Source organism: Candidatus Dechloromonas phosphoritropha (assembly GCA_016722705.1).
GTDB classification, from domain to species: Bacteria; Pseudomonadota; Gammaproteobacteria; order Burkholderiales; family Rhodocyclaceae; genus Azonexus; species Azonexus phosphoritrophus.
The window spans coordinates 2,489,588-2,511,600 of record JADKGN010000004.1; the positions used below are offsets into that span (position 1 = coordinate 2,489,588).

Sequence of the window (22,013 nt, forward strand, 5' to 3'; positions counted from 1 at the left end):
CCGCTTCATGTCCGCTCCCTTTAAGATTGTCATCGCCTCGCGCGAGTCCCGCCTCGCCATGTGGCAGGCTGTTCATGTTCAGGGCCGCCTGGCGAGTCTGAATCCTGCTGCCGAAGTTGCCATTCTAGGCATGACGACCAAGGGTGACCAGATTCTCGACCGCCCGCTCTCGGAAATCGGCGGCAAGGGCCTGTTCATCAAGGAACTGGAGGTGGCGATGCAGGAAGGTCGCGCCCACCTCGCCGTGCATTCGATGAAGGACGTGCCGATGTTGATGCCGGAGGGTTTCGTGCTGGCCGCCATCGCGGCCCGCGAAAATCCGCGCGACGCCTTCGTCTCGAACAAATACGCGGGCCTCGACGAGCTGCCGGCCGGCGCCGTCGTCGGTACCTCCAGTCTGCGCCGCGAAGCCATCCTGCGCGCCAAATACCCGCAACTGGTTATCAAGAGCCTGCGCGGCAATCTCGATACACGCCTGAAGAAGCTCGATGCCGGCGACTACGACGCGATCATCCTCGCCGCCGCCGGCCTGATCCGCCTCGGCCTGGAATACCGCATCAAAACGGTGTTGACCGCGGAACAGTCGCTGCCGGCGCCCGGCCAGGGCGCCCTGGGCATCGAACTGGTTGAGGGCGATGCGGCGATGGCGACCATCGTCGCGCCGCTCGACGATCCGCAAACGGCGCACTGCGTCAAGGCCGAGCGCGCCTTCTCGCGTGCCCTCGGTGGCAGTTGCCAGGTGCCGCTGGGCGGCTATGCCGTCATCGACGACGGCCAGCTCTGGCTGCGCGGTTTCGTCGCCAGCGTCGACGGCCAGGAAATGGTCGCCGGCGAATTGCTTGGTGACCCGGCCGACGACGAAGCGCTCGGTCGCCAGCTTGCCGAGCAACTGCGGGCGCGGGGTGCCGACGCCATTCTGGAAAAGCTCGCCCACTGCCGATGAGCACGACGGGCCCGCTTGCCGGCAGGACTATCGTCGTCACCCGGCCGCGGGCGCAGGCCGCGCCGCTGGCCGACGCCATTGCTGCCGTGGGCGGAACTCCGCTGATCTCTCCCCTGCTCGAAATCCTGCCGGTTGCCGATCCGCAGGCGCTGGAAGCCAGCGTGACCCGTCTGCCCGGCGCGGCGCTGGCCATCTTTATCAGCCCGAATGCAGTCGCCCACGCGCTGCCGGTCATTCTGGCACATGGCCCCTGGCCGGCTGGAGCGCTTCCGGCAGTGGTCGGACAGGGCACGCTGAAGGCGCTGGCGGCCCATGGCGTGACTGGCTGCGTCGCGCCGCGTGAGCGCTTTGATTCGGAGGCGCTGCTGGCATTGCCGGAAATGGCAGGCGAACGGGTCAACGGCAAGCGCCTCGTCATCTTCCGCGGTGACGGCGGCCGTGAATTGCTGGCTGAAACACTGCGCGCGCGGGGCGCCGAGGTCGAATGCGTCACCTGTTATCGTCGTGCCGGCCCCCCGGGAGGCGTTGACGCCCTGCTTGAAGGATGGCGCGCCGGGCGCCTCGACGCGCTGACCGTGTCGAGCAGCGAGGGGCTGCGCTACCTGGTCGAACTACTCGACGACGAGGGCCGCTCCCATCTCGCCCGGACCCCGCTCTTCGTGCCGCATGCGCGTATTGCGGAAAACGCGCGGGCCTCGGGTTTGCACAAAATTATCCTTACCGATGCAGCGGATGCCGGCATTCTTGCCGGCCTGCTTGCTTATAATTGGCCGGCATGACTCCAGACAACACGACTCCCCCTTCTTCGCCGGCGGTGCGCAAGCCGCCGTCGCGCTTCGGCCCCTGGTTTTTCGTGGCGTTGGCGGCACTTGCGCTGGCCGGCTGGCAATGGTTCGAGACCCGCCAGCGGCTCGCCGAAATCGAACAGGAAACCAGCCGTCGCCTGGAGGCGGCCGACGCCGGCAGCAAGGAGGATCGCGGCGCGTTGAAACAGATGCGCGAGCAGATCGACGGATTGCAGGGCAAGCTGGGCGCGGCCGATGCCAGGCTGGCCGAAATCCAGGCGCAGTCCGCAGCCGTGCAGGCGCTCTACCAGGACCTTGCCGGCAGCCGCGACGAATCCGGCGTGCTCGAAGCCGAGCAGGCGATCGCGCTGGCCGGACAGCAACTGCAACTGGCGGGCAATGTTCCGGCGGCCATCGTCGCCCTGCGCTCGGCGGAGGCCCGCCTCGCCCGCGTCGATCGTCCGCAGTTGCTGCCATTACGCAAGGCGCTGGCCGCCGATCTCGAGCGACTGGCGGCGCTTCCCGTGGTCGATCTGGCGGCGGTCAATGCGCGGCTGGAGCAGGTTCTCCTGACCATCGACAAATTGCCGCTGGCGATGGACATGCGGCCGCCGGAAACCCGCGAGAAGCCTGCGGAGGCTGCTCAGTTGCCCTGGTGGGAGCGCACCGCGGCTGAAATCTGGCAGGAACTGAAGGGGCTTGTCCGCATCCAGCGCTTTGATCGCGACGAGGCGATGCTGCTGGCGCCGGGCCAGAGTTTCTTCCTGCGCGAGAACCTCAAGCTGCGTCTGCTCAATGCCCGCCTGGCGCTGTTCTCCCGCGATCAGGCGACTTTCCGTGGCGAGCTGAAGGCGGCCCTCGAAATGCTCGAGCGCCTCTTCGATGTTCGCGACAAGGGTGTTGATGCGGCGCAGGCGACACTGCGTCAACTGCTGGCGACCGAGATCGTCATCGCCTTGCCGGACCTGAATGAAACCCAGGCCGCCCTGCGCGTCCTGCATAACGCCAAGGAGAAGAAGTGAGGTGGGTATTCTGGATCCTCGCCCTGTTCGCGGTGGCCGTCGCGGCGGCGCTTGGCGCACGGGTCAACGACGGCTACGTCCTGCTTGTCCTTCCTCCGCATCGGATTGAAGTCAGCCTGAACCTCTTTGTTCTCGCGCTGGTCACCCTCGTTCTGATCCTCTATGCCGCGCTGCGGACACTGGCGCTGACCTTGGGCCTGCCCAGGCGGGTGAAGGGGTATCGCGAGCGGCGTCGGCGCGAGCGCGCCGGAACGGTATTCCAGGATGCCGTGCGTTTGCTCTTCGAGGGACGCTTCGGGCAGGCCTTGAAGAAGGCCACCGAGTCATACGCGGCAGGTACTTACCGCGGCGTATCGGCGCTGGTCGCGGCGCGCGCCGTGCAGCGCATGCGCGAGCCGGAAAAACAGCAGGAGTGGATGCGGCGGGCACTGGCCGACGATCCGCGTAACGAAGCGGCGGCGCTGATGCTGGAAGCCGAGATGATGAACGAGCTGCGCCGCTTCGACGAGGCGCTGGCCGTGCTTGGCCGGTTTCAGGGCAAGCAGGGTCGCCATATCGCCGCGCTGCGCCTCGAGCTGCGGGCACGCCAGGGCACCGGCGACTGGGATGGCGTCCTGAAGCTGGTCCGCCAGATCGAAAAGCGCGATGCCTTGCCGCCCGAGGTGGCGCGCGAGATCAAGACCCTCGCCCACCTCGAGAACATCCGTCGGCGCCGTGGCGATGCCGGTCAGCTTCAGGATTACCTGCGTGCCGTCCCGGCATTCGACTATGGACGTCGTCTGGTGCTGGCCGCCGCCAGGGCGCTGGTCGAAGCGGACGCGTTGACGGTGGCGCAGAATCTCATCGAAAGTGCGCTCGATGGTTATTCCGAGGCGGGCTGGCAGCCCGAACTGGTGGGCATTTATGGTGACCTGACGGGGCCGGGATTGACCGCGCGGATTGCCAGGGCCGAGGATTGGTTGCACCAGTATCCTGGCGAAGCCACGCTGTTGCTGGCGCTGGGGCGCATGTGCATGAATCAGCGTCTGTGGGGCAAGGCGCAGAGCTATATCGAAGCGTCGCTGGCGACCGAGGAAACGCGCGACGCGCATCTGGCGCTTGCCAAACTCTGCGACAAACTCGAGCGCGGCGACGAGGCCAACCGTCATTTCCGGGCGGCGGTAGGGCTTGAAGCGCGCTGAACAAGATCCGCCGGCGCTGAGGCTCAGGCCCAGTCGGCTGGTTGCAGGAATACCTCGTACAACTCCGCTTCCGGCGTGCCGGGCTCCGGTTTCCAGTCATAGCGCCATTTGACGACCGGCGGCAGCGACATCAGGATCGATTCGGTGCGCCCGCCGGATTGCAGGCCGAACAGCGTGCCGCGGTCCCAGACTAGGTTGAATTCGACGTAACGGCCGCGCCGGTAAGCCTGAAAGTCGCGTTCGCGCTCACCGTAAGGCGTTTCGCGACGCTTGGCCAGGACCGGCAGGTAAGCCTGGGTGAAGGCGTTGCCGACGGCTTGCGTCAGGTTGAAGCAGCGCTCGAAGCCGCCTTCGTTCAGATCGTCGAAAAACACGCCGCCAACGCCGCGCGGCTCGTTGCGATGCTTAAGGAAGAAATACTCGTCACACCATTTCTTGTAAGCGGGGTAGACCTCATTGCCGAAGGGCGCCAGGGCGTTCTTGCAGGTCCGGTGAAAATGGGCCACATCTTGGCGTTGACCGTAGTAAGGCGTCATGTCCATGCCACCGCCGAACCACCAGACATCGTCCTCGCCTTCCTTGCTGGCGACGAAGCAGCGTACGTTCATATGTGCCGTCGGGCAATATGGGTTGCGCGGATGCAGGACCAGCGAGACGCCCATCGCCTCCCACGAGCGCCCGGCCAGTTGCGGGCGGACGGCGGTGGCCGAGGCGGGCAGCGACTTGCCGGTGACGTGCGAGAAATTGACGCCACCGCGCTCGAAGAAATCGCCTTCCTCGATCAGCCGCGAGATGCCTCCGCCACCTTCCGGGCGAACCCAGGAATCGGCGCGGAACGCCTGGCCGTCGAAGGCTTCCAGTTCGCCGACGATGCGGCTTTGCAGGCCAATGAGGAAATCCTTGAGGCGGGTGGTGTCCATCAACTCTCCGTTGGGCGAAAAAATGGGCGGTCAGTGCCGCCCTTGCGTTGTCGCCAGAGCCAGGTCAGCGACCGACGGCGCGGTGACCGATGTCCGTGCGGAACCGCATGCCGTCCCAGCTGATCTGGCTGGCGGCCTTGTAGGCGCGCTTCTGGGCCAGTCTGGTATTCTCGCCGAGGGCAGTGACGCACAACACGCGACCGCCGGCGGTGACGACCTCGCCATCCCTTTCTGCCGTGCTGGCATGAAAGACATGCGCATCGTCGCCGAAGCTGTTGCCCTTGGGCAGGCCGCCGATCACGTCTCCCTTTTTCGGGGTTCCCGGGTAGTTGGCTGCGGCGAGCACGACGCCGAGTGCGACGCGGCGGTCCCATTCGGCCTCGACCTGATCGAGTGTGCCGTTGATGCCATGTTCCAGCAGATCGACGAAATCGGATTTCAGGCGCATCAGGATCGGCTGGGTTTCCGGGTCGCCCATGCGGCAGTTGAATTCCAGCGTCTTGACCGAGCCGTCCTTGCCGATCATCAGGCCGGCGTAGAGAAAGCCGGTGAAGGGAATGCCGTCGGCCGCCATGCCGCGCACGGTGGGCATGATGATCTCGCGCATCGCCTTGGCGTGTACTTGCGGGGTGACGCATGGTGCCGGAGAATAAGCGCCCATGCCACCGGTATTGGGGCCGGTGTCGCCGTCGCCGATGCGCTTGTGGTCCTGGCTGGAGGCCAGGGCGAGCACGTTCTTGCCGTCGACCATGACGATGAAGCTGGCTTCCTCGCCATCAAGAAACTCCTCGATGACGACGTGGGCGCCAGCGTCACCGAGTTTATTGCCGGACAGCATGGCGTCAATGGCGGCGTGGGCTTCTGCCAGCGTCATGGCGACGACGACACCCTTGCCGGCGGCCAGGCCGTCAGCCTTGATGACAATCGGGGCGCCTTTTTGGTCGATATAGGCATGTGCTGCGGTCGACTCGGAAAAAGTCTCGAAACCGGCGGTCGGAATGTTGTGGCGGGCCATGAAGCGCTTGGCAAAATCCTTGGAGGATTCGAGCTGGGCGGCTTCCTTGGTCGGGCCGAAAATCTTCAGACCGCGGGCGCGGAAAACGTTGACCACGCCAGCAGCCAGCGGCGCTTCCGGGCCGACGACGGTGAGGCGTACCCCTTCCCTCTCGGCGAAGCAGGCGAGGGCGACGGGGTCGCTGAGATTGACGTTCTTCAACCTGCGCTCGCGTGCCGTGCCGGCGTTGCCGGGGGCGACATAAACCCTCTGCAGGCCGTGGGTCTGTGCCAAGCACCAGGCCATCGCGTGCTCGCGGCCGCCAGAACCGATGACCAGAAGTTTCATGCCGGAGTTCTTGGGTTTCATTGTTCTCAGTGACGGAAGTGGCGGGTGCCGGTCAGGACCATCGCCAGACCATGCTCGTCGGCGGCGGCAATGACTTCGTCGTCGCGCATCGAGCCGCCAGGCTGGATGACAGCGACCGCGCCGGCGGACGCCAGCACGTCGAGGCCATCACGGAACGGAAAGAAGGCATCCGACGCGACGACCGAACCCCGAAGATCGAGGCCGGCGTTCTGCGCCTTCATAGCGGCGATCCGGGTCGAATCGACGCGGCTCATCTGGCCGGCGCCGACGCCGAGCGTCATGCCGGCGCCGCAGAAGACGATGGCGTTGGACTTGACGAACTTGGCAACGCGCTCGGCGAAGAGCAGGTCTTCGATCTGCTGGGCGGTTGGCTGCACCTTGGTAACGAACTTGAGGCCGCTGGCCTGAGCGGTAAAGTCATCCGGTGTCTGAACCAGCAGGCCGCCGCCGACACGCTTGAATTCCAGCGTGTTGAGCACATGGGAAATCGGCAGGACGAGGACGCGCAGATTGGCCTTAGCCGCCAGCGCTGCCTTGGCTTCAGTGGTGAAGGCCGGGGCGATCAGCACTTCGACGAAGTGCTTGCGCTCGTTCATGGCGTTGACGACGTCGATGCCGACCTCGCCGTTAAAGGCGATGATGCCGCCGAAGGCCGAGGTCGAGTCGGTCTTGAAAGCCTTTTCGTAGGCGCCGAGCAGGCTGCCGTCGATAGCGACGCCGCACGGGTTGGCGTGCTTGATGATGACGCAGGCCGGGACGTCGAAGGACTTGACGCATTCCCAGGCGGCATCGGAATCGGCGATGTTGTTGTAGGACAGTTCCTTGCCCTGCAGCTGGGTGTAGGCGGCGATGCTGCCGGCGACCGGGTTGATGTCGCGGTAGAAGGCGGCGCTCTGGTGCGAGTTCTCGCCGTAGCGGAGGATCTCGGCACGGTCGAAAGCGGTCTGGAAGGCCGTTGGGAAGGGTGAAAGTTTCGTTGCTTCGTCGGCGCTGGATTCAAGCGCCGTCAGCCAGTTGGCGATCGCCGAGTCGTAGCGCGCGGTATGGACGAAGGCTTTCTTGGCCAGGTTGAAGCGGGTTTCCAGCTTGACGGTGCCGGCGTTGGCTTTCATTTCATTGAGCAGCGGGGCGTAGTCTTCTGGATTGGTGACGATGGTGACGGCAGCGTAGTTCTTGGCCGCAGAGCGGACCATGGCCGGACCGCCGATGTCGATGTTCTCGATTGCGTCCGCCAATGTGACGCCGGGCTTGGCGACGGTTTCGCGGAACGGGTAGAGGTTGACGCAAACGAGGTCGATGGTCGGGATACCGTGTTCGGCAATGGTTGCCAGATGTTCAGGCAGATCGCGGCGGGCCAGGATGCCGCCGTGCACCTTCGGGTGCAGAGTCTTGACACGGCCGTCGAGCATTTCCGGGAAGCCGGTGTAGTCGCCGATCTCGGTTACGGTCAACCCGGCTTCGCGCAGCATTTTTGCGGTGCCGCCGGTGGAGAGAAGATTGACGCCCTGGGCGGCAAGACCCTGCGCGAATTCGAGAACGCCTCGTTTGTCGGAGACGGAAATCAGTGCTTGCTTGATGGTCATGGCGGTCACAGTAGTTGGTGTTCGGTGAGTTTCTTGCGCAAGGTGTTGCGATTGATGCCGAGCATCTCCGCGGCGGCGGTCTGGTTGTTGCCGGCCTTGGCGAGCACCACTTCGAGCATCGGCTTTTCGATACTCTTCAACACCATGTCATAGATAGCGGTGGGCTTTTCGCCGTCGAGGTCACGGAAATACTGCTCCAGCGAATCCGTAACGTATTTCCCCAAATCATGTTGGCTCATGCTGCCAACGCCTCCTCATTGTCGTATTTTAGAGTGTCGTTTTCTTCTGCCTGACGAATGAAGAAATCGTTCACTGCCCGCATCTGTTGGTCGACGCTGGGCAGCGTGTTCATTTCCTTGCGGAAGGCCGCCGAGCCGACCAGCCCCCTGGTGTACCAGGAGATATGCTTGCGGGCGACCTTGAACCCCGTTTCCGGGCCGTAGAAAGCATAGAGGTCTTCGAGATGGGCCAGCAGGATACCGTGAATCTCTCTGACCTCGGCCGGCGGCAATTTCTCGCCGGTTTTCAGATAGTGCTCGATCTCACGGAACAGCCAGGGTCGCCCCTGGGCGGCGCGGCCGATCATGATGCCGTCGGCGTGGGTGGTGTCGAGCACGTTTCTGGCCATTTCCGGCGTCGTGATGTCGCCGTTGGCGATGACCGGAATGCCTATCAATGTCTTGACCATGGCGATAGTGTCGTATTCGGCCTCGCCGCTGTATTGCTGGCAGCGCGTACGGCCGTGGATGGCGACGGCGCGGATGCCGGCCGATTCGGCGATGCGGGCGATGGTTGGCGCGTTGCGGTTGGTCAGATTCCAGCCGGTACGGAATTTCAGCGTCACCGGGGTATCCGGGATGGCGCCGACGACGGCGTCGAGGATTTTGCCGACCAGTTGCTCGTCCTGCATCAGGGCCGAGCCGGCCATCACGTTGCAGATTTTCTTGGCCGGGCAGCCCATGTTGATGTCGATGATCTGGGCGCCGTTGTCCACGTTGTGGCGGGCAGCCTCGGCCATCATTTGCGGGTCGGCACCTGCGATCTGCACCGAAATCGGCGCCACCTCGCCTTCGTGGTTGGCCCGGCGCAGCGTCTTCTTGCTGCCGTAGAGCAGCGAATTGCTGGTCACCATTTCGGATACCGCCAGCCCGGCGCCCATCTTCTTGCACAACTGGCGGAAAGGGCGATCCGTGACGCCGGCCATGGGGGCGACGAACAGGTTGTTACGGAGCTGGAAACCGACGAAATCCATGGGCGCGCGGAGGAGACAGTGAAGCAGGGAAAGCCGCCGAGTTTACCCGAGTCGACGCCCGAAAAACAGTCAAATCGTGAACGCAAGGGCCAGCAGCAGGGCGAACACGAGTTGCAGGCCGGCGGTGGCGGCCAGGATGTTGTTGAAGATCGCGCCGGGAGCTTCGTGGCGCAAGCGCCGGTTCAGCCTGATGGCCAGCGGCAGCGCCAGCAGAGGCAGTACGGCAAGCCAGCCGAGGCCGCCGGCGAGCAGTGGCAACAGGGCGAAGGGCGCCAGCATCTCGGCGCTGTAGAGATGTCGGGTTGCCGGTCGGCCAAGCAGGACGGCCAGCGTGTTCTTGCCGTTGCGGGCGTCACCATCACGGTCGCGGTAGTTGTTGACGGTGATGACCGCCGCCGCATGGAGGCCGACCAGCGTTGCTGCGGTCAGCACAACCGGCGTCAGGGTCAGCGTCTGCAGGTAATAGCTGCCGCCGACGGCGACCAGGCCGAAGAAGATAAAGACGAAGACTTCTCCGAGCGGCCGGTAGGCGATCGGCGCCGGACCGCCGGTGTAGGCCCAGCCGGCGGCGAGCGAGGCGGCCAGAGGACGCGGCCGCTGTCCTGCCAGGCAATGGCGGTCCCAGCCAGCACCGGCGACAGCGAGACCGAGAGCGTCTTCGGGCGGCAGGCGAGGAAGCAGGCGCGTAGCCGCCCTGCACTTACGGCCAAGCGCGGGCGCCCCAGATCATTCGCTTGGCGACGAAATGGCGGGCCGGAGGGAAAAGGTCGAGGGCGAGCAGGCCGAGGCCGCGGGCCAGCTTGAGCGGGCCGAAGTCGTTGGAGAAGGCGCGGACGATCTGGTCGGTGAACAATGCGCTGCCGTGGCGGTCGAGACGGCGGCTGGCCGCATATTTTTCCAGGCTGCTGCGGTCGACGCCGCTTTCGAGCAGTATTTCAGAGAGTTGCCAGGCGTCACGGAGGCCGAGGTTGAATCCCTGGCCGGAAACCGGATGCAGGGTTTGCGCCGTGTTGCCGATCCACACTTCGCTGCCCTTGACCAGCGCTTCGCGCATCCTCAGCGCGAGCGGGAAGCGGCTGCGCGGGCCAGGGTTGCTGAATGTCATGCGCGTGCCGAACTGGTTCTGCAGCGCGGCGGCGAAGGCGTCGTCGTCGAGCGCCAGCACGGCATCGGCCTTGTCCGGCGGCAAGGTGAATACGACCGAGTATTCGTTACCAAGGGGCAGCAGGGCGAGCGGGCCGTCCCGCGTGAAGCGTTCCCAGGCGCGCTTGTTGTGGCCAGGTTGCGGGGTAATCTCAGCGATTACGGCGTGCTGGCCGTAATCGTTGACCTTGACCGCCGGGTCGTCGCCGGGGGTGCCTTCGGCGTGGACCAGCACCTTTGCGCAGATGGTACGCAAGGCGCCGGCATGGCGCAGGGCAACGCTGACGTGATCGTCGCCGTGGCTGATATCGACGATGTCGACGGCATCGAGCAGGGCGTCAGCCGAGAGTTGCGCGGCGAGTTCGGCGGCGAGGTCGTGGTAGCGCACGACATAGCCGAGTGCCGGCAGGTCGTAGTCGGCGCAGTCGATGACGGTGCGGCCGAAACCGTCCTTTTGCGAGACGTGGATGGTCTCGATCGGCGTCACGGCGCGCGTCGGCCAGGCTCTGATCCGTTCCAGGAGTTGCCGGGCTCCGTGCGAGAGGGCGAGGGCGCGCGGGTCGCCCTGCTGGGCCTGTTGCGGTCGACGGTCCAAAAGCAGCGATTTCCGGCCACCGGCGGCGAGCGCCAGGTTCAGGGTCATGCCGACCGGGCCGGCGCCGATAATCAGAATGTCGATGTGCTCTGCGGCGTGCTCAGTCATGACGCATGACCTCCTCGATTTCGGCGATGGTTTTCGGGGCCGTCGTGAAGACGTGGCAGCCGGTTTCGCTGACCCGAACGTCATCCTCGATGCGGATGCCGACGCCGGCCAGCGCTAGCGGGATGTCGTCGGCGGGACGGATGTAGAGTCCGGGCTCGATGGTCAGCGTCATGCCCGGTTGCAATGTGGTCCACGCATCGCCGACCTTGTATTCGCCGGCATCGTGGACGTCGAGGCCGAGCCAGTGGCCGGTGCGGTGCATATAGAAGCGCTTGTAGTCGCCCTTGTCGATCAGGTTGTCGAGGTCGCCGGTCAGCAGTTTGAGGTCAACGAGGCCTTGGGTCAGCACGCGGACGGCGGCATCATGGCCTTCCATGAAGTGGCGGCCGGGGGCGGTGGCGGTAATGGCGGCGCATTGCGCGGCGAGGACGATCTCGTAGACATCCCTCTGCGGCGCGTTGAAGCGGCCGTTGACCGGGAAGGTCCGGGTGATGTCGGCGGCGTAGCCGTCGACTTCGCAGCCGGCGTCGATCAGGACCAGCGTGTGGTCGTTGAGCAGTTTGTCGTTCGCCACGTAGTGCAGCACGCAGGCGTTGGCGCCACTGGCGACGATCGGCGTGTAGGCGTGCGCATCGGCACCGCGCTTCCTGAATTCGTAGCTCAGTTCGGCTTCCAGTTCGTACTCGGCCATGCCGGGGCGGCAGGCGTGCATGGCGCGGGCGTGACCGGCGCTGGCAATGTCGGCCGAACGTTGCTGGATCTCGGCTTCGGCACTGTCCTTGACCAGGCGCATGGCATCGAGCTCGGCGCGCAGGTCATGAATGACGCGTGGCGCCCGCTTGCCGGCCCGGGTCTGGGCGCGGACTTCGTTGAGCGCCTTGGCGATGCGGGTATCCCATGCAGTGTCGTGGCCGATGGCATGCCAAAGGGTGTCGCGGTCGACGAGAAATTCGGCCAGTTTTTTGTCGAGCAACTCGATTGCGTAGGCGGCGTCGAAGCCGAACGCCGTTTTCGCTGCTTTCGGGCCGTAGCGATAGCCATCCCAGATTTCGCGCTCTTCATGTTTTTCACGGCAGAAGAGGATGGATTTGGGGCGCTTGCCACCGACCAGCACGACCACCGCTTCCGGCTCCGGGAAGCCGGTCAGATACCAGAAATAGCTGTCGAAGCGGTAGGGGTGATGGGCGTCGCGGTTGCGGATAACCTCGGGCGCTGTCGGCACGATGGCGACACCGTCGCCGATGGCTTTCAGGAGGCGCTTGCGGCGGGCGAGAAAGTGGGCGTGGGTCATGTGTTCCGCAGTTCCTGATCCAGTGCGGCAAGGCGTTGCGGCGAGCCGACGTCGACCCAGCGGCCGGCGTGACGTTCCCCGGTCAGCGTGCCAGCGGCGATGGCAGCGGCGAGCAAGGGATAGAGCTTCATGACCGAGCCGCACGGCACATCGGCGAAGAAAGACGGCGAAAACACCGCGATACCGGCGTAGGTGAGTGTTTTCTCGCCCTGCGCGAAAATGATGCGATGGCCGTCGAGGCTGAAATCGCCACCGGCGTGGTGCGCCGGATTGGCGACCATGACAAGGTGCGCGACTGGCTGCTTGCCTGCCGCGACCATAGAGTCAACGGCTGGCCCTACGGTCACCCCGGAAAAACGGCCAAAATCGATGTCGCAATAGACGTCGCCATTGACCACGAGAAACGCCTCGTCGCCAAGCAGGGGCAGCGCGTTGGCGATGCCGCCCGCGGTTTCCAGCGCGCCTGGCGGTTCCGGCGAATAGCGGATTTTGAGACGCCACCGCGATCCGTCGCCGAGCGCTGCCTCGATCTTCTCGCCAAGGTGGGCGTGGTTGATGATGACCTCGGTGAATCCGGCCGCCGCCAGTCGTTCCAGATGCCAGGCGATGAGCGGTTTGCCGCCCACCGGTAGCAGCGGCTTGGGCGTGTGGTCGGTTAGCGGGCGCATGCGTTCGCCACGCCCGGCGGCGAGGACGAAGACTTTCATCAGAAGGTGTAGCCGACTTCCGCGCTCCTGCCATCCAGCGTGTCGAGCAGGATGAGCAACGGCTTGAGCGCGAGGTAGCGGCTCGCCGTCTTGCGCGCGTAGTTCATGAAACGCGGCAGATCCTCGCTGTACTTGTCCTTGCCGTCGCGGTATTTCAGGCGGCAGAAGATGCCGAGCACCTTGAGGTGGCGCTGCAGGCCCATCAGTTCGTAGTCGCGCCAGAAATCGCCGAAGTCGGGGCGTACCGGCAATCCGGCGGCGCGCGCCTTTTCCCAGTAGCGGACGACCCAGTCGATTTCCTGCTCTTCGTCCCAGGAGATGAAGGCGTCGCGAAACAGCGAGACAACGTCGTAGGCGATCGGGCCGTAGACCGCATCCTGAAAGTCGATGATGCCGGGCGTCAGTCTGGCTTCGCTTTCGACCAGCATCAGGTTGCGCGGCATGAAATCACGGTGGGTGAACACCTTGGGCTGGGCCAGCGCCGAGTTGATCAGGAACCTGAAGCTCCGGTCGAGCATGATTAATTCTTCGTTGCTCAGCTGGTAGCCGAGGTGGCGGCCGACGAACCACTCCGGGAAGAGGTCGAGCTCGCGACGGAGCAGCGTTGCGTCGCAGGGAGGCAGGGTGCTCGCGCTGGAGGATAGTTGCCACTTGACCAGAACGTCGAGAACCGGGCGCATCAGCATGTCGGCGAGGCCGAGGTCGGCGTTAAGGGCGTCGAGATAGCCGATGCGGCCGAGATCGGTAAGGACCAGGAAGCCGTTGGCGAGATCCTGATCAAGGACGCGCGGGGCGGCCAGCCCGGCCCTGGCGAGCAGGCCGGCGACGTGGATGAACGGCTTGCAATCCTCTTTCTCCGGCGGGGCGTCCATCAGTATGCGCGTACCGCCGTCGGGCCAGGTCAGCCGGAAATAGCGACGGAAACTGGCATCGGCCGAGGCGGGGGTGATCTCGACCGACTGATTCGGGAAGCGACTGGCAACCCAGTCGGTAACAAGTTGATCGCGCGACATCAGGATGGCCGACGGTTCGTTGTAAAATGGCCAATTTTAACACTCGGTCGCCGTCCCTCTCGGCGCACATCACATCGACTCCTCCATTTTCCTGTCAGATGCCTGATCCGGTCCGTAATCCGCTTGCCTATGTTGCGTGCTGCATGTTCGCCGCGGTGTCGGCCGGGCATGCGGCCGAGGATGCCGGCAGCGTGCAGCTGGCTGCCGCCAGCGTCCGAAAAGACGCGCCGGCGAGCCGTGACCCGGTGCCTGGCGGCGGCGATGCGCTTGGCGATGATCTTCCACTGCGCCTGCGCGGCGAGCGCCGGTTCAATGTGCTGGGCGGCAAGAAGAAGCCGGTCATGCCGGAGGTCGGGATCCCGTATGCGTTCGAGCCGAAGAAGAATGACGACTATCCGCTGTTCGTCATCGCCGACCACCTCGAAGGGCGCACCGATGACGTGGCCGTGGCGACAGGCGATGTCGAGCTGCGCAAGGCGGGCACCCAGTTCTACGGGGACAAGGTCATCTACTGGCCGCTCGATGACGAAGTGGACGCGACCGGCAACGTGCGCATGCTTCAGGAAGGCACCGAGTTCACCGCGCCGCATGTCCGCATGAAGATGTCCGAACAGATCGGCTTTGCCGAGGATGCCGACTATCTGATCGTCAAGCAGGTTCCCAGTCGCTTCTATTCCAAGCAGAAACTGGTGCCGGTCGTCACGGTCGCCAGTTCGAATGCCATAATTACCAACACGCCGATGATGCTGCGGGTTCCCGACAACTACGGGCTGCCGACCACGGCGCCACACACCCGCCCCTCGCTGGCCAGCGGAACGGCCGAGCGGGCGGAGTTTGAGGGCGAAAACCAGATAACTCTCTTCGATAGCACGTTCTCGACCTGCAAGCCGGGAGACAGGGACTGGTACGTGCGCGCGTCCGAAATGCACCTCGATTACGACCGCGAGGTCGGCACAGCGAAGAATGCGACGATGTGGTTCAAGGATGTTCCGATCTTTTATTCGCCGGTGGCCACTTTCGCCCTGAATCACCAGCGGCAATCGGGGTTCCTGCATCCGTTCCTGGCAACCTCGTCGCGCAGCGGTCTGGATCTGACGGTTCCGTATTACTGGAACATCGCTCCGAATTACGACGCGACGCTCTATCCGCGCTACATGAGCAAGCGCGGCCTGCAACTGGGCGCCGAAGTGCGCTACTGGGATTTCAACAGCGGTGTTCCAGGTGATCCCAACGCCTACAAGGTGGAGTACATGCCGCATGACCAGGAGGCCGACCGCGAGCGCTACGCCTACCAGATCAAGCACCAGCAGAACCTCGGCCAAGGGGTTTCCGCAGTGGTCAACTACAACCGCGTGTCGGACAGTTTCTACTGGCAGGACACGTCCTCGCGCCTGTTTCAGACCTCACAGGTGCAGTTGCCACAGCAGTTCCTAATCGGCTATACGCCGGTGCCCTGGCTGCAGACCAACACGCAGGTCCTGCGCTATCAGACGCTGCAGACCGATCCCAAGAATCCGGTGTTGCCACCGTACTTCCTTGAGCCGCAGGTCAATCTCATCGGCTTCAAGCCCGACCTGCTGGGCACCGACTTTGCCCTGATCGGCCAGTATTCGCGCTTTACCCATCCCGATGCCAACCGGCTGCTGAGTGATCTGCGGCCGCAGGGTGACCGCATGGTGCTCTACCCGCAGGTTTCGCTGCCGATCGTGCATCCTGCGTTCACCTTTATTCCCAAGATCGGCGTCAGCGCGACCCAGTATTCGCTCAACAATCTGGTTCCGGGTGCGGATTCGAGCGTCTCGCGGGTCCTTCCCATCTTCTCCGTCGACTCCAGCGTGATCTTCGAGCGCGAAACCAGTCTGCTCGACAACGCCTTCATCCAGACCCTGGAACCGCGGCTCTATTACGTGAACATTCCGTACAAGGATCAGACCAAAATTCCGCTGTTCGATACGGCGCAGGCGGACTTCAACTTCGCCCAGATCTTTTCCGAGAATCGCTACAGCGGCTTCGATCGCATCAACGATGCCAACCAGCTCACCGCAGCGGTGGTCACGCGCTTTCTTGACGGAAACACCGGAGCCGAGCGCTTCAAGGCCATGGTCGGACAGCGATATTACTTCAGCCCGAGCCGGGTGACGCTGAACTACACGCCGCTCGGGTCGACCGTCATTCCGGTAGGCAATCAGGCGCAGGGCTATTCCGATTTCCTTGCGGCTTTCAGCGGACTGGTGCTACCCAAGACCTATGCCGATTTTGCCGTGGACTACAATTTCCGTGACAGCCTGGCCGAACGTGTCTCCGCTGGCGTCCGTTTCCAGCCCGAACTGGCCAAGGTGATCAGCGCCAGCTATCGTTATACTCGTGACCCCAACTTCAATGTGGCGCAGGTCGACCAGGTCGACATCGCCGGCCAGTGGCCGCTGACCAATCGTCTGTATGCGGTGGGGCGCTTCAACTGGTCATTCCTCGGCAAGCAGACGGTCGCCAACACCTCGCCCGGCGGTCAGTTGCTGGAGGCCATCGCCGGCCTCGAATACAATGCCGGCTGTTGGACGACCCGGATCGTCGCGCAACGCCTGGCGGCGATATCGGGTTCGCCCAACAACGTCCTCTTCCTGCAACTCGAATTCAACGATTTTGCCAGCGTCGGAACGGATCCGATCAGTCTCCTGCGCCGCTCCATCCCCGGCTACGGCAAGACCAACGAACTGACCTCCAGCAGCCTGCTCACGACACAATGACCGCCATGCGCTACTCGATTTCTACCCTTCTCGCCCTTTGTCTGCTTCTGGCGGGCGTCTTCGGACCGCCGGCGAGTGCCGCACCCGCCGAACCGGTGGAAGCCGACCGCATCGTCGCCGTCGTCGGCGAAGAAGTGATCACCTCATACGACTTGCGTGGGCGTCGCGATGAGGCGGTCAAGCAACTGAGTAAACAGGGCACCCCGTTGCCGCCGCAGGATGTCCTTGAGCGCCAGTTGCTCGAGCGCATGATCATCGAGCGCATCCAGTTGCAGTTTGCCCGCGAGACCGGATTGAAGGTGGATGATGCTCAACTTGACCAGGCAATCGGTCGCATTGCCGCAAACAACAAGATGACACAGCAGCAATTCAGGCTGGCGCTGGAGAAGGATGGCGTCAACTATGCGCGCTTCCGCGAGGAGATCCGGGACGAAATGACGACGGTCCGCCTGCGCGAGCGCGAGGTGGACAGCAAACTCGTGATTTCGGACGGCGAGGTTGACTTGTACCTTGCCAATCAGGCCAGCGTTGGCGGTGGCGAGGAGGTTCAGATCGCTCACATCCTGTTGCGGGCGCCTGAGTCGGCAACTCCGGAGCAGCTGCAGAAGCTGCGCCAGCGGGGTGAGCAGGCGGCCAAGAGAGCGAGCGCCGGCGAGAACTTCGCCCAGTTGACGGCCACTTTCTCCGATGCGCCGGATGCGCTGCAGGGGGGCAATCTGGGCTGGCGTCCGCTGGAGCGCCTGCCGCAGATCTATTCTGAAGCAGCGGTGAGCATGAAGCCGGGGGAGGTCAGCGACCTGCTGCGCTCGTCAGCCGGATTCCATATCATCAAGCTCCTCGGCCGGCGCGGCGGCAGCGCCCCGGCATCGATTCAGCAAACGCATGCCCGTCATGTCCTGATCAAGGTCAATGAAGTGGTGTCGGAGACCGAAGCACGCCGCAAGATGGAGAATCTGCGTGAGCGTCTGGTCAACGGCGGGGATTTCGCCGAACTTGCACGTCTTTATTCGCAGGACGGTTCGGCAGCCAAGGGTGGCGATCTTGGCTGGGTCAGTCCGGGAGATACCGTGCCGGAATTCGAGAGCGCGATGGATGCGCTGAAGGACAAGGAATTCAGCCCGGTGGTCCAGAGTCCTTTCGGCATGCACCTGATCCAGGTACTCGAGCGCCGCCAGCGCGACGTTTCCGGGGAACGCCAGCGGGCAGTCGCTCGCCAGGCCTTGCGCGAGCGCAAGCTCGACGACGCCTATCAGGACTGGTTGCGCCAGATTCGCGATCGCGCCTACGTCGAAGTTCGCCTCGAAGACAAATAATGCCGCCGCTGATCGCCGTTACCAGCGGCGAACCGGCGGGAATCGGGCCGGACCTGTGCCTGCGCTTGTCGGAATACGCAGGCGAAGCCCGACCGGTCATCCTCGGTGACCGTGCCCTGCTTCGCGAACGTGCTGCAGCCATCGGCCTGAACGTTGTCCTGCGTGATTTCCACCCCGAAATCGCGGTCGACCGCTGCTGCCTCGACATCCTCCACGTTCCGCTCGTGAAGCCTGTCGTGGCCGGCGGCCTCGACCCGGCGAACGCATCCTACGTGCTGGGCCTGCTCGACCGCGCGCTGGCCGGCTGCCGTTCCGGCGAATTTGCGGCGATGGTCACCGCACCGGTGCACAAGGGTGTCATCAATCAATCCGGCATACATTTCACCGGCCATACCGAATATCTTGCCGAAAAGACGGGAACGCCGCTCGTTGTCATGATGCTCGCCGGCAACAGCGAGCGCGGGCCGTTACGCGTTGCGCTGGCGACGACGCATCTGCCGCTCAGGGACGTGCCGACATCGATTACGGCGGACCTCCTGGAGCGGACGCTGCGCATCCTGCATGCGGATCTGCGGCAAAAATACGGGCTGGCCGATCCGCGCATCCTGGTCGCCGGCCTCAACCCGCATGCCGGCGAGGGCGGCTATCTCGGGCGCGAGGAAATCGAGGTCATCTCACCGTTGCTCGAAAAACTGCGCGCCGAGGGTATGCGACTTTCCGGCCCCTATCCGGCCGACACCATGTTCACGCCGCCAATACTGGCGCAGGGCGATGCCGTGCTCGCCATGTATCACGATCAGGGACTGGCGCCGCTCAAGTACGCCACCTTCGGCCACGGCATCAACGTCACGCTCGGCCTGCCGATCATCCGCACCTCGGTCGATCACGGCACGGCGCTTAAACTGGCGGGAAGCGGACGCGCCGATCCGGGCAGCCTGTTCGCGGCGCTGGACGAGGCAGAACGCATGGTTGCCAGAAAGACGCAGGCCTCGTGAAAGGCCATATCGCGCGCAAGCGGTTTGGCCAGAATTTCCTGGTTGACCGCGGTATCATCAGCGCCATCGTTTCTGCCATTTATCCGCAACGCGGCGATACCGTCGTCGAAATCGGCCCCGGCCTGGGGGCGATCACCACCCCGCTGCTGGATCGTCTTGACCACCTGCACGTCGTCGAAATCGACCGCGACCTGATCACCCGTCTCCGCAAGGAATATCTACCAGAGCGCATGACTATCCACGAAGGCGACGCGCTGGTCTTCGACTTCTCAAGTATCGGCAAGGATTTGCGCCTGGTCGGCAACCTGCCCTACAACATCTCGACGCCGCTGCTTTTTCATCTGGCCGAATACGTCGGCATCGTTCGCGATATGCACTTCATGCTGCAAAAGGAAGTCGTTGAACGCATGGTCGCCGTGCCCGGCGAATCGGATTTCAGTCGCATCTCGGTAATGCTGCAATACCGCTTTCACCTCGAGTGGCTGATCGACGTGCCGCCGGAAAGTTTCGACCCACCGCCCAAGGTGCAATCGGCGGTCGTACGGCTGATTCCCAAGGATGTCACCGAGCTGAAAGCGAAGAGCCCGGAAAAGCTGTCGCGGGTGGTGCAGACCGCTTTTTCGCAACGACGCAAGATGTTGCGCAATACGCTCAAGGGCGTTCTGAGCGATGCCGCCTTCGCCGAACTAAGTATCGACCCGACGCGGCGCGCCGAGGACATTCCGGTTGACGACTACGTTCGGATTGCCAACTACCTGACGTAGCCGCAAGGAGGGCCGCGATCGGCTGCGCCGGTAATTAAAAACCCGCCAACGGCGGGTTTCACGATTTTGGCGATAAGGCGCCTATTTCTTCATCGGGCAGGTATTCATGCCGAGCAGGGTGTAGGCAGGGCACCGGTTGAACAGGCCGGTGGCCAGCGGCACGATGCCGACCCAGGCCCAGACCGGGCCGCCGCCCACGAGGACCCAGGCGATGAGGCCGAGGCCAACGACGATGCGCAGGATTTTGTCGATTCCGCCAACATTGGTTTTCATGATACGTTCTCCATCAGGTTGTGATTACAGATTTCATTCTAGTCACGTGCCAGGCGGGCGTCTGTAACCTGGGTCACATAGCGGCGATCTTCTGCAATCCGTCGCGGTCGACGATATTGAGTTGTTCGCGGCCAAGCGAAACCAGACCCTGCGTGGCAAATCCCTTGAGCAGGCGGCTGACGATTTCGCGCACGCTACCCAGTTCGTCGGCCAACTGCTGGTGGGTTAGGTTGAGAACAGGCTTGTTGTGCGCCAGGATCAGCCGCGCCAGGCGCTGGTCGAGGCGGGTGAAGGCGACTTCCTCGACCAGTTGCATCAGTTCACCGATGCGCTCGGCAAAAAGATGAAAGACGAAATCGCGAAACGGCGCGTGTTCGAGCATCAATTGCCCGAATGCCTTTGCCGGCACAAGCAGCAGTCGCAGCGGCGCTTCGGCGATGCCGCGCGCGTTGTAAGCGCTATGGCCGAGCAGGCAGCTCGAGGTGATGATGCAGGAACCCCCGGCGTGACGCGGTAGAGCATCAGCTCGCGTCCGTTGGCCGCCTGCTTGATGACCTTGATGCTGCCGTCGAGCAGGAGCGGAAATCCCTGGCAGGGCTGGCGTTCGGCAAAAATTTCGGCGCCGGCAGGAAGTTGCAGTGCGGCCGCCGGTTGCAGCAGTTCGTCCAGGCGAGAGGCTGGCAGCCCAGCTAGTGCCGGGTACAAATTCAGCACGTTTTTGCGGTCGACCGTAGCAGTCATCGCTTCAATCGATTTGTGCCCAGACTGGCGCGTGGTCGGAGGGGCGTTCGCGTTTGCGCGGCGCGCGGTCGATGCCGGCAGCCGTACAGCGACGGGCCAGCGCCGCTGAAAGCAATACATGATCGATGCGCAGGCCACGATTTTTCTGAAAGCCCAGCATGCGGTAGTCCCACCACGAGAAGGTCATTTCCGGCTGTTCGAAGAGCCGGAAACTGTCTTCAAGGCCAAGCCCGAGCAGGCGCTGGAAGGCGCTGCGCTCAGGTTCGGAGCAGAGGATCTGGCCGGCCCAGGCTTGCGGGTCATGGACGTCGCGGTCGTCGGGGGCGATGTTGTAGTCACCGCACAGGGCGAGCTTTGGGTGAGCTGCCAGTTCTTCGGCCAGCCACTTGGCCAGCGCATCGAGCCAGCGCAGCTTGTAGTCGTACTTGTCGCTGCCAACCGCCTGGCCGTTCGGCATGTAGGCGCAGATGACGCGGGTGTCGCCGAGGGTGCCGGCGATTAGCCGCTTCTGTTCGTCGGCGAAGTGCGGATTGCCGCAGACGACATCGCTGATCGGCTGGCGGGCAAGCAGGGCGACGCCGTTGTAAGTCTTCTGGCCCGAGAAGACGACCTGATAGCCCGCCGCCGCGATTTCGGCGTGCGGGAAATTGTGGTCCTCAAGCTTGGTTTCCTGCAGGCACAGCGCATCGGGTTGCTGTTCGGCCAGCCAGTCGAGCAGGTGCGGCAGGCGCACCTTGAGCGAATTGACGTTCCAGCTGGCAATCTTCACTTGGCCAGTCCGCCTGACGGCTTGCTGCCGTAGGGTGCGTTTTTCGGGTAACCGGCGAGGTCGAGCAGATTGCCGTAGGCAACGGGCTCATAACCGCGGAAAGTCTGCTTGCCGACCTTGAGCGTGGGTACGAAGAAGTCCCCGACCAATTGCTTCAGCTCGTCGACGTCTTCCTGCTTCTGCACCATCCGCTCCGAGAAGGGTACCCCGCGGCTGTTGAGCAGGTCACGCGCATCCTTGCACTCCTTGGTGCATTCGGCCGATGTGTAGAGGACGACCGGATAGTTCTCGGCGGCGATGCGAGACGCATAGGGTAGTTCATCGGTGTTCGGACCGCCGACTCCCGATTTGCTGACGTCGCGGGCACGTCCCGAGGGCGGCGTATCGGAGATTACGGTACGACCCTGAGGATCGATCCAGCGATAGGTCTCGGCTGAGACGGTGAGGCTGGACAAGGCCAGACAAAGAACGAGCAGGCTGCGCATGTGACTTCTCCCTCGGTGAGTTT

The 22,013-nt window shown here is 63.7% G+C and carries 20 protein-coding genes and 2 pseudogenes; 8 read left to right on the forward strand and 14 right to left on the reverse strand.

The window, feature by feature from the left end; all coding sequences use genetic code 11:
• The first annotated feature begins 7 nt into the window (after window positions 1-7).
• From hemC to IPP03_17795, 4 genes are read left to right on the forward strand one after another with little or no spacing between them, the layout of a single operon-like run.
• The gene (gene hemC / locus IPP03_17780) at window positions 8-943 is read left to right on the forward strand and encodes a hydroxymethylbilane synthase (GenBank protein MBL0354406.1); all 936 of its coding nucleotides are present in this window, start codon (window positions 8-10) and stop codon (window positions 941-943) included.
• Window positions 940-1,722: a uroporphyrinogen-III synthase gene (locus tag IPP03_17785; GenBank protein ID MBL0354407.1), complete on the forward strand. Its 783-nt coding sequence runs from the start codon at window positions 940-942 to the stop codon at window positions 1,720-1,722. Before hemC ends, IPP03_17785 begins: the two co-directional genes overlap by 4 nt.
• Window positions 1,719-2,750, forward strand: coding sequence for a uroporphyrinogen-III C-methyltransferase (locus IPP03_17790; protein MBL0354408.1), 1,032 nt, complete (start codon window positions 1,719-1,721; stop codon window positions 2,748-2,750). The genes IPP03_17785 and IPP03_17790 overlap by 4 nt, the downstream gene beginning before the upstream one ends.
• Window positions 2,747-3,931: a heme biosynthesis protein HemY gene (locus IPP03_17795; GenBank protein MBL0354409.1), complete on the forward strand. Its 1,185-nt coding sequence runs from the start codon at window positions 2,747-2,749 to the stop codon at window positions 3,929-3,931. Before IPP03_17790 ends, IPP03_17795 begins: the two co-directional genes overlap by 4 nt.
• A 23-nt stretch (window positions 3,932-3,954) precedes the next feature.
• Here IPP03_17795 and hemF read toward each other — a convergent pair whose 3' ends face one another.
• From hemF to IPP03_17845, 10 genes and pseudogenes are all read right to left on the reverse strand, one after another.
• Window positions 3,955-4,851 (reverse strand): oxygen-dependent coproporphyrinogen oxidase, encoded by an 897-nt coding sequence (gene hemF / locus IPP03_17800; protein MBL0354410.1) that lies wholly within the window; start codon window positions 4,849-4,851, stop codon window positions 3,955-3,957.
• A 64-nt stretch (window positions 4,852-4,915) separates the two neighbouring features.
• Window positions 4,916-6,193 (reverse strand): phosphoribosylamine--glycine ligase, encoded by a 1,278-nt coding sequence (purD, locus tag IPP03_17805; GenBank protein ID MBL0354411.1) that lies wholly within the window; start codon window positions 6,191-6,193, stop codon window positions 4,916-4,918.
• Between the two features lie 26 nt (window positions 6,194-6,219).
• Window positions 6,220-7,797, reverse strand: a complete 1,578-nt coding sequence (purH, locus tag IPP03_17810) for a bifunctional phosphoribosylaminoimidazolecarboxamide formyltransferase/IMP cyclohydrolase (GenBank protein ID MBL0354412.1) — start codon at window positions 7,795-7,797, stop codon at window positions 6,220-6,222.
• Window positions 7,798-7,802: 5 nt separating this feature from the next.
• The gene (locus IPP03_17815; GenBank protein ID MBL0354413.1) at window positions 7,803-8,036 is read right to left on the reverse strand and encodes a Fis family transcriptional regulator; all 234 of its coding nucleotides are present in this window, start codon (window positions 8,034-8,036) and stop codon (window positions 7,803-7,805) included.
• Window positions 8,033-9,049: a tRNA dihydrouridine synthase DusB gene (gene dusB / locus IPP03_17820; protein MBL0354414.1), complete on the reverse strand. Its 1,017-nt coding sequence runs from the start codon at window positions 9,047-9,049 to the stop codon at window positions 8,033-8,035. Before dusB ends, IPP03_17815 begins: the two co-directional genes overlap by 4 nt.
• A gap of 69 nt (window positions 9,050-9,118) precedes the next feature.
• Window positions 9,119-9,759: pseudogene (gene menA / locus IPP03_17825) on the reverse strand (1,4-dihydroxy-2-naphthoate octaprenyltransferase).
• Window positions 9,750-10,895 carry an FAD-dependent monooxygenase gene (locus IPP03_17830; protein ID MBL0354415.1) on the reverse strand — a complete coding sequence of 382 codons (1,146 nt, stop codon included), beginning with the start codon at window positions 10,893-10,895 and terminating at the stop codon, window positions 9,750-9,752. The pseudogene menA and the gene IPP03_17830 overlap by 10 nt, the downstream one beginning before the upstream one ends.
• Window positions 10,888-12,186 (reverse strand): aminopeptidase P N-terminal domain-containing protein, encoded by a 1,299-nt coding sequence (locus IPP03_17835; GenBank protein MBL0354416.1) that lies wholly within the window; start codon window positions 12,184-12,186, stop codon window positions 10,888-10,890. Before IPP03_17835 ends, IPP03_17830 begins: the two co-directional genes overlap by 8 nt.
• Window positions 12,183-12,893 (reverse strand): nucleotidyltransferase family protein, encoded by a 711-nt coding sequence (locus IPP03_17840; GenBank protein ID MBL0354417.1) that lies wholly within the window; start codon window positions 12,891-12,893, stop codon window positions 12,183-12,185. Before IPP03_17840 ends, IPP03_17835 begins: the two co-directional genes overlap by 4 nt.
• Window positions 12,893-13,906: a phosphotransferase gene (locus IPP03_17845; GenBank protein ID MBL0354418.1), complete on the reverse strand. Its 1,014-nt coding sequence runs from the start codon at window positions 13,904-13,906 to the stop codon at window positions 12,893-12,895. The genes IPP03_17840 and IPP03_17845 overlap by 1 nt, the downstream gene beginning before the upstream one ends.
• A gap of 98 nt (window positions 13,907-14,004) precedes the next feature.
• Between IPP03_17845 and IPP03_17850 the strand changes: the two genes are divergently transcribed.
• The 4 genes from IPP03_17850 to rsmA are packed head-to-tail and all read left to right on the forward strand — an operon-like array spanning window position 14,005 to window position 19,722.
• Complete coding sequence (locus IPP03_17850; GenBank protein ID MBL0354419.1) at window positions 14,005-16,650, forward strand: LPS-assembly protein LptD; 2,646 nt, start codon at window positions 14,005-14,007, stop codon at window positions 16,648-16,650.
• Window positions 16,647-17,963, forward strand: coding sequence for a peptidylprolyl isomerase (locus IPP03_17855; GenBank protein MBL0354420.1), 1,317 nt, complete (start codon window positions 16,647-16,649; stop codon window positions 17,961-17,963). The genes IPP03_17850 and IPP03_17855 overlap by 4 nt, the downstream gene beginning before the upstream one ends.
• A complete protein-coding gene (pdxA, locus tag IPP03_17860; GenBank protein MBL0354421.1) occupies window positions 17,963-18,958 on the forward strand; it encodes a 4-hydroxythreonine-4-phosphate dehydrogenase PdxA in 996 nt (331 codons plus the stop codon). The genes IPP03_17855 and pdxA overlap by 1 nt, the downstream gene beginning before the upstream one ends.
• Window positions 18,955-19,722, forward strand: a complete 768-nt coding sequence (gene rsmA / locus IPP03_17865; GenBank protein ID MBL0354422.1) for a 16S rRNA (adenine(1518)-N(6)/adenine(1519)-N(6))-dimethyltransferase RsmA — start codon at window positions 18,955-18,957, stop codon at window positions 19,720-19,722. The genes pdxA and rsmA overlap by 4 nt, the downstream gene beginning before the upstream one ends.
• Before the next feature lie 81 nt (window positions 19,723-19,803).
• Here rsmA and IPP03_17870 read toward each other — a convergent pair whose 3' ends face one another.
• The 4 genes and pseudogenes from IPP03_17870 to IPP03_17885 all read right to left on the reverse strand — a co-directional run bounded on the left by IPP03_17870 (window position 19,804) and on the right by IPP03_17885 (window position 21,990).
• A complete protein-coding gene (locus tag IPP03_17870) occupies window positions 19,804-19,995 on the reverse strand; it encodes a DUF2892 domain-containing protein (protein MBL0354423.1) in 192 nt (63 codons plus the stop codon).
• Between the two features lie 73 nt (window positions 19,996-20,068).
• Window positions 20,069-20,736, reverse strand: a pseudogene (locus IPP03_17875) (Crp/Fnr family transcriptional regulator).
• Between the two features lie 4 nt (window positions 20,737-20,740).
• A complete protein-coding gene (gene xth, locus IPP03_17880) occupies window positions 20,741-21,505 on the reverse strand; it encodes an exodeoxyribonuclease III (protein ID MBL0354424.1) in 765 nt (254 codons plus the stop codon).
• Complete coding sequence (locus IPP03_17885; GenBank protein ID MBL0354425.1) at window positions 21,502-21,990, reverse strand: glutaredoxin family protein; 489 nt, start codon at window positions 21,988-21,990, stop codon at window positions 21,502-21,504. Before IPP03_17885 ends, xth begins: the two co-directional genes overlap by 4 nt.
• Window positions 21,991-22,013: the final 23 nt, after the last annotated feature.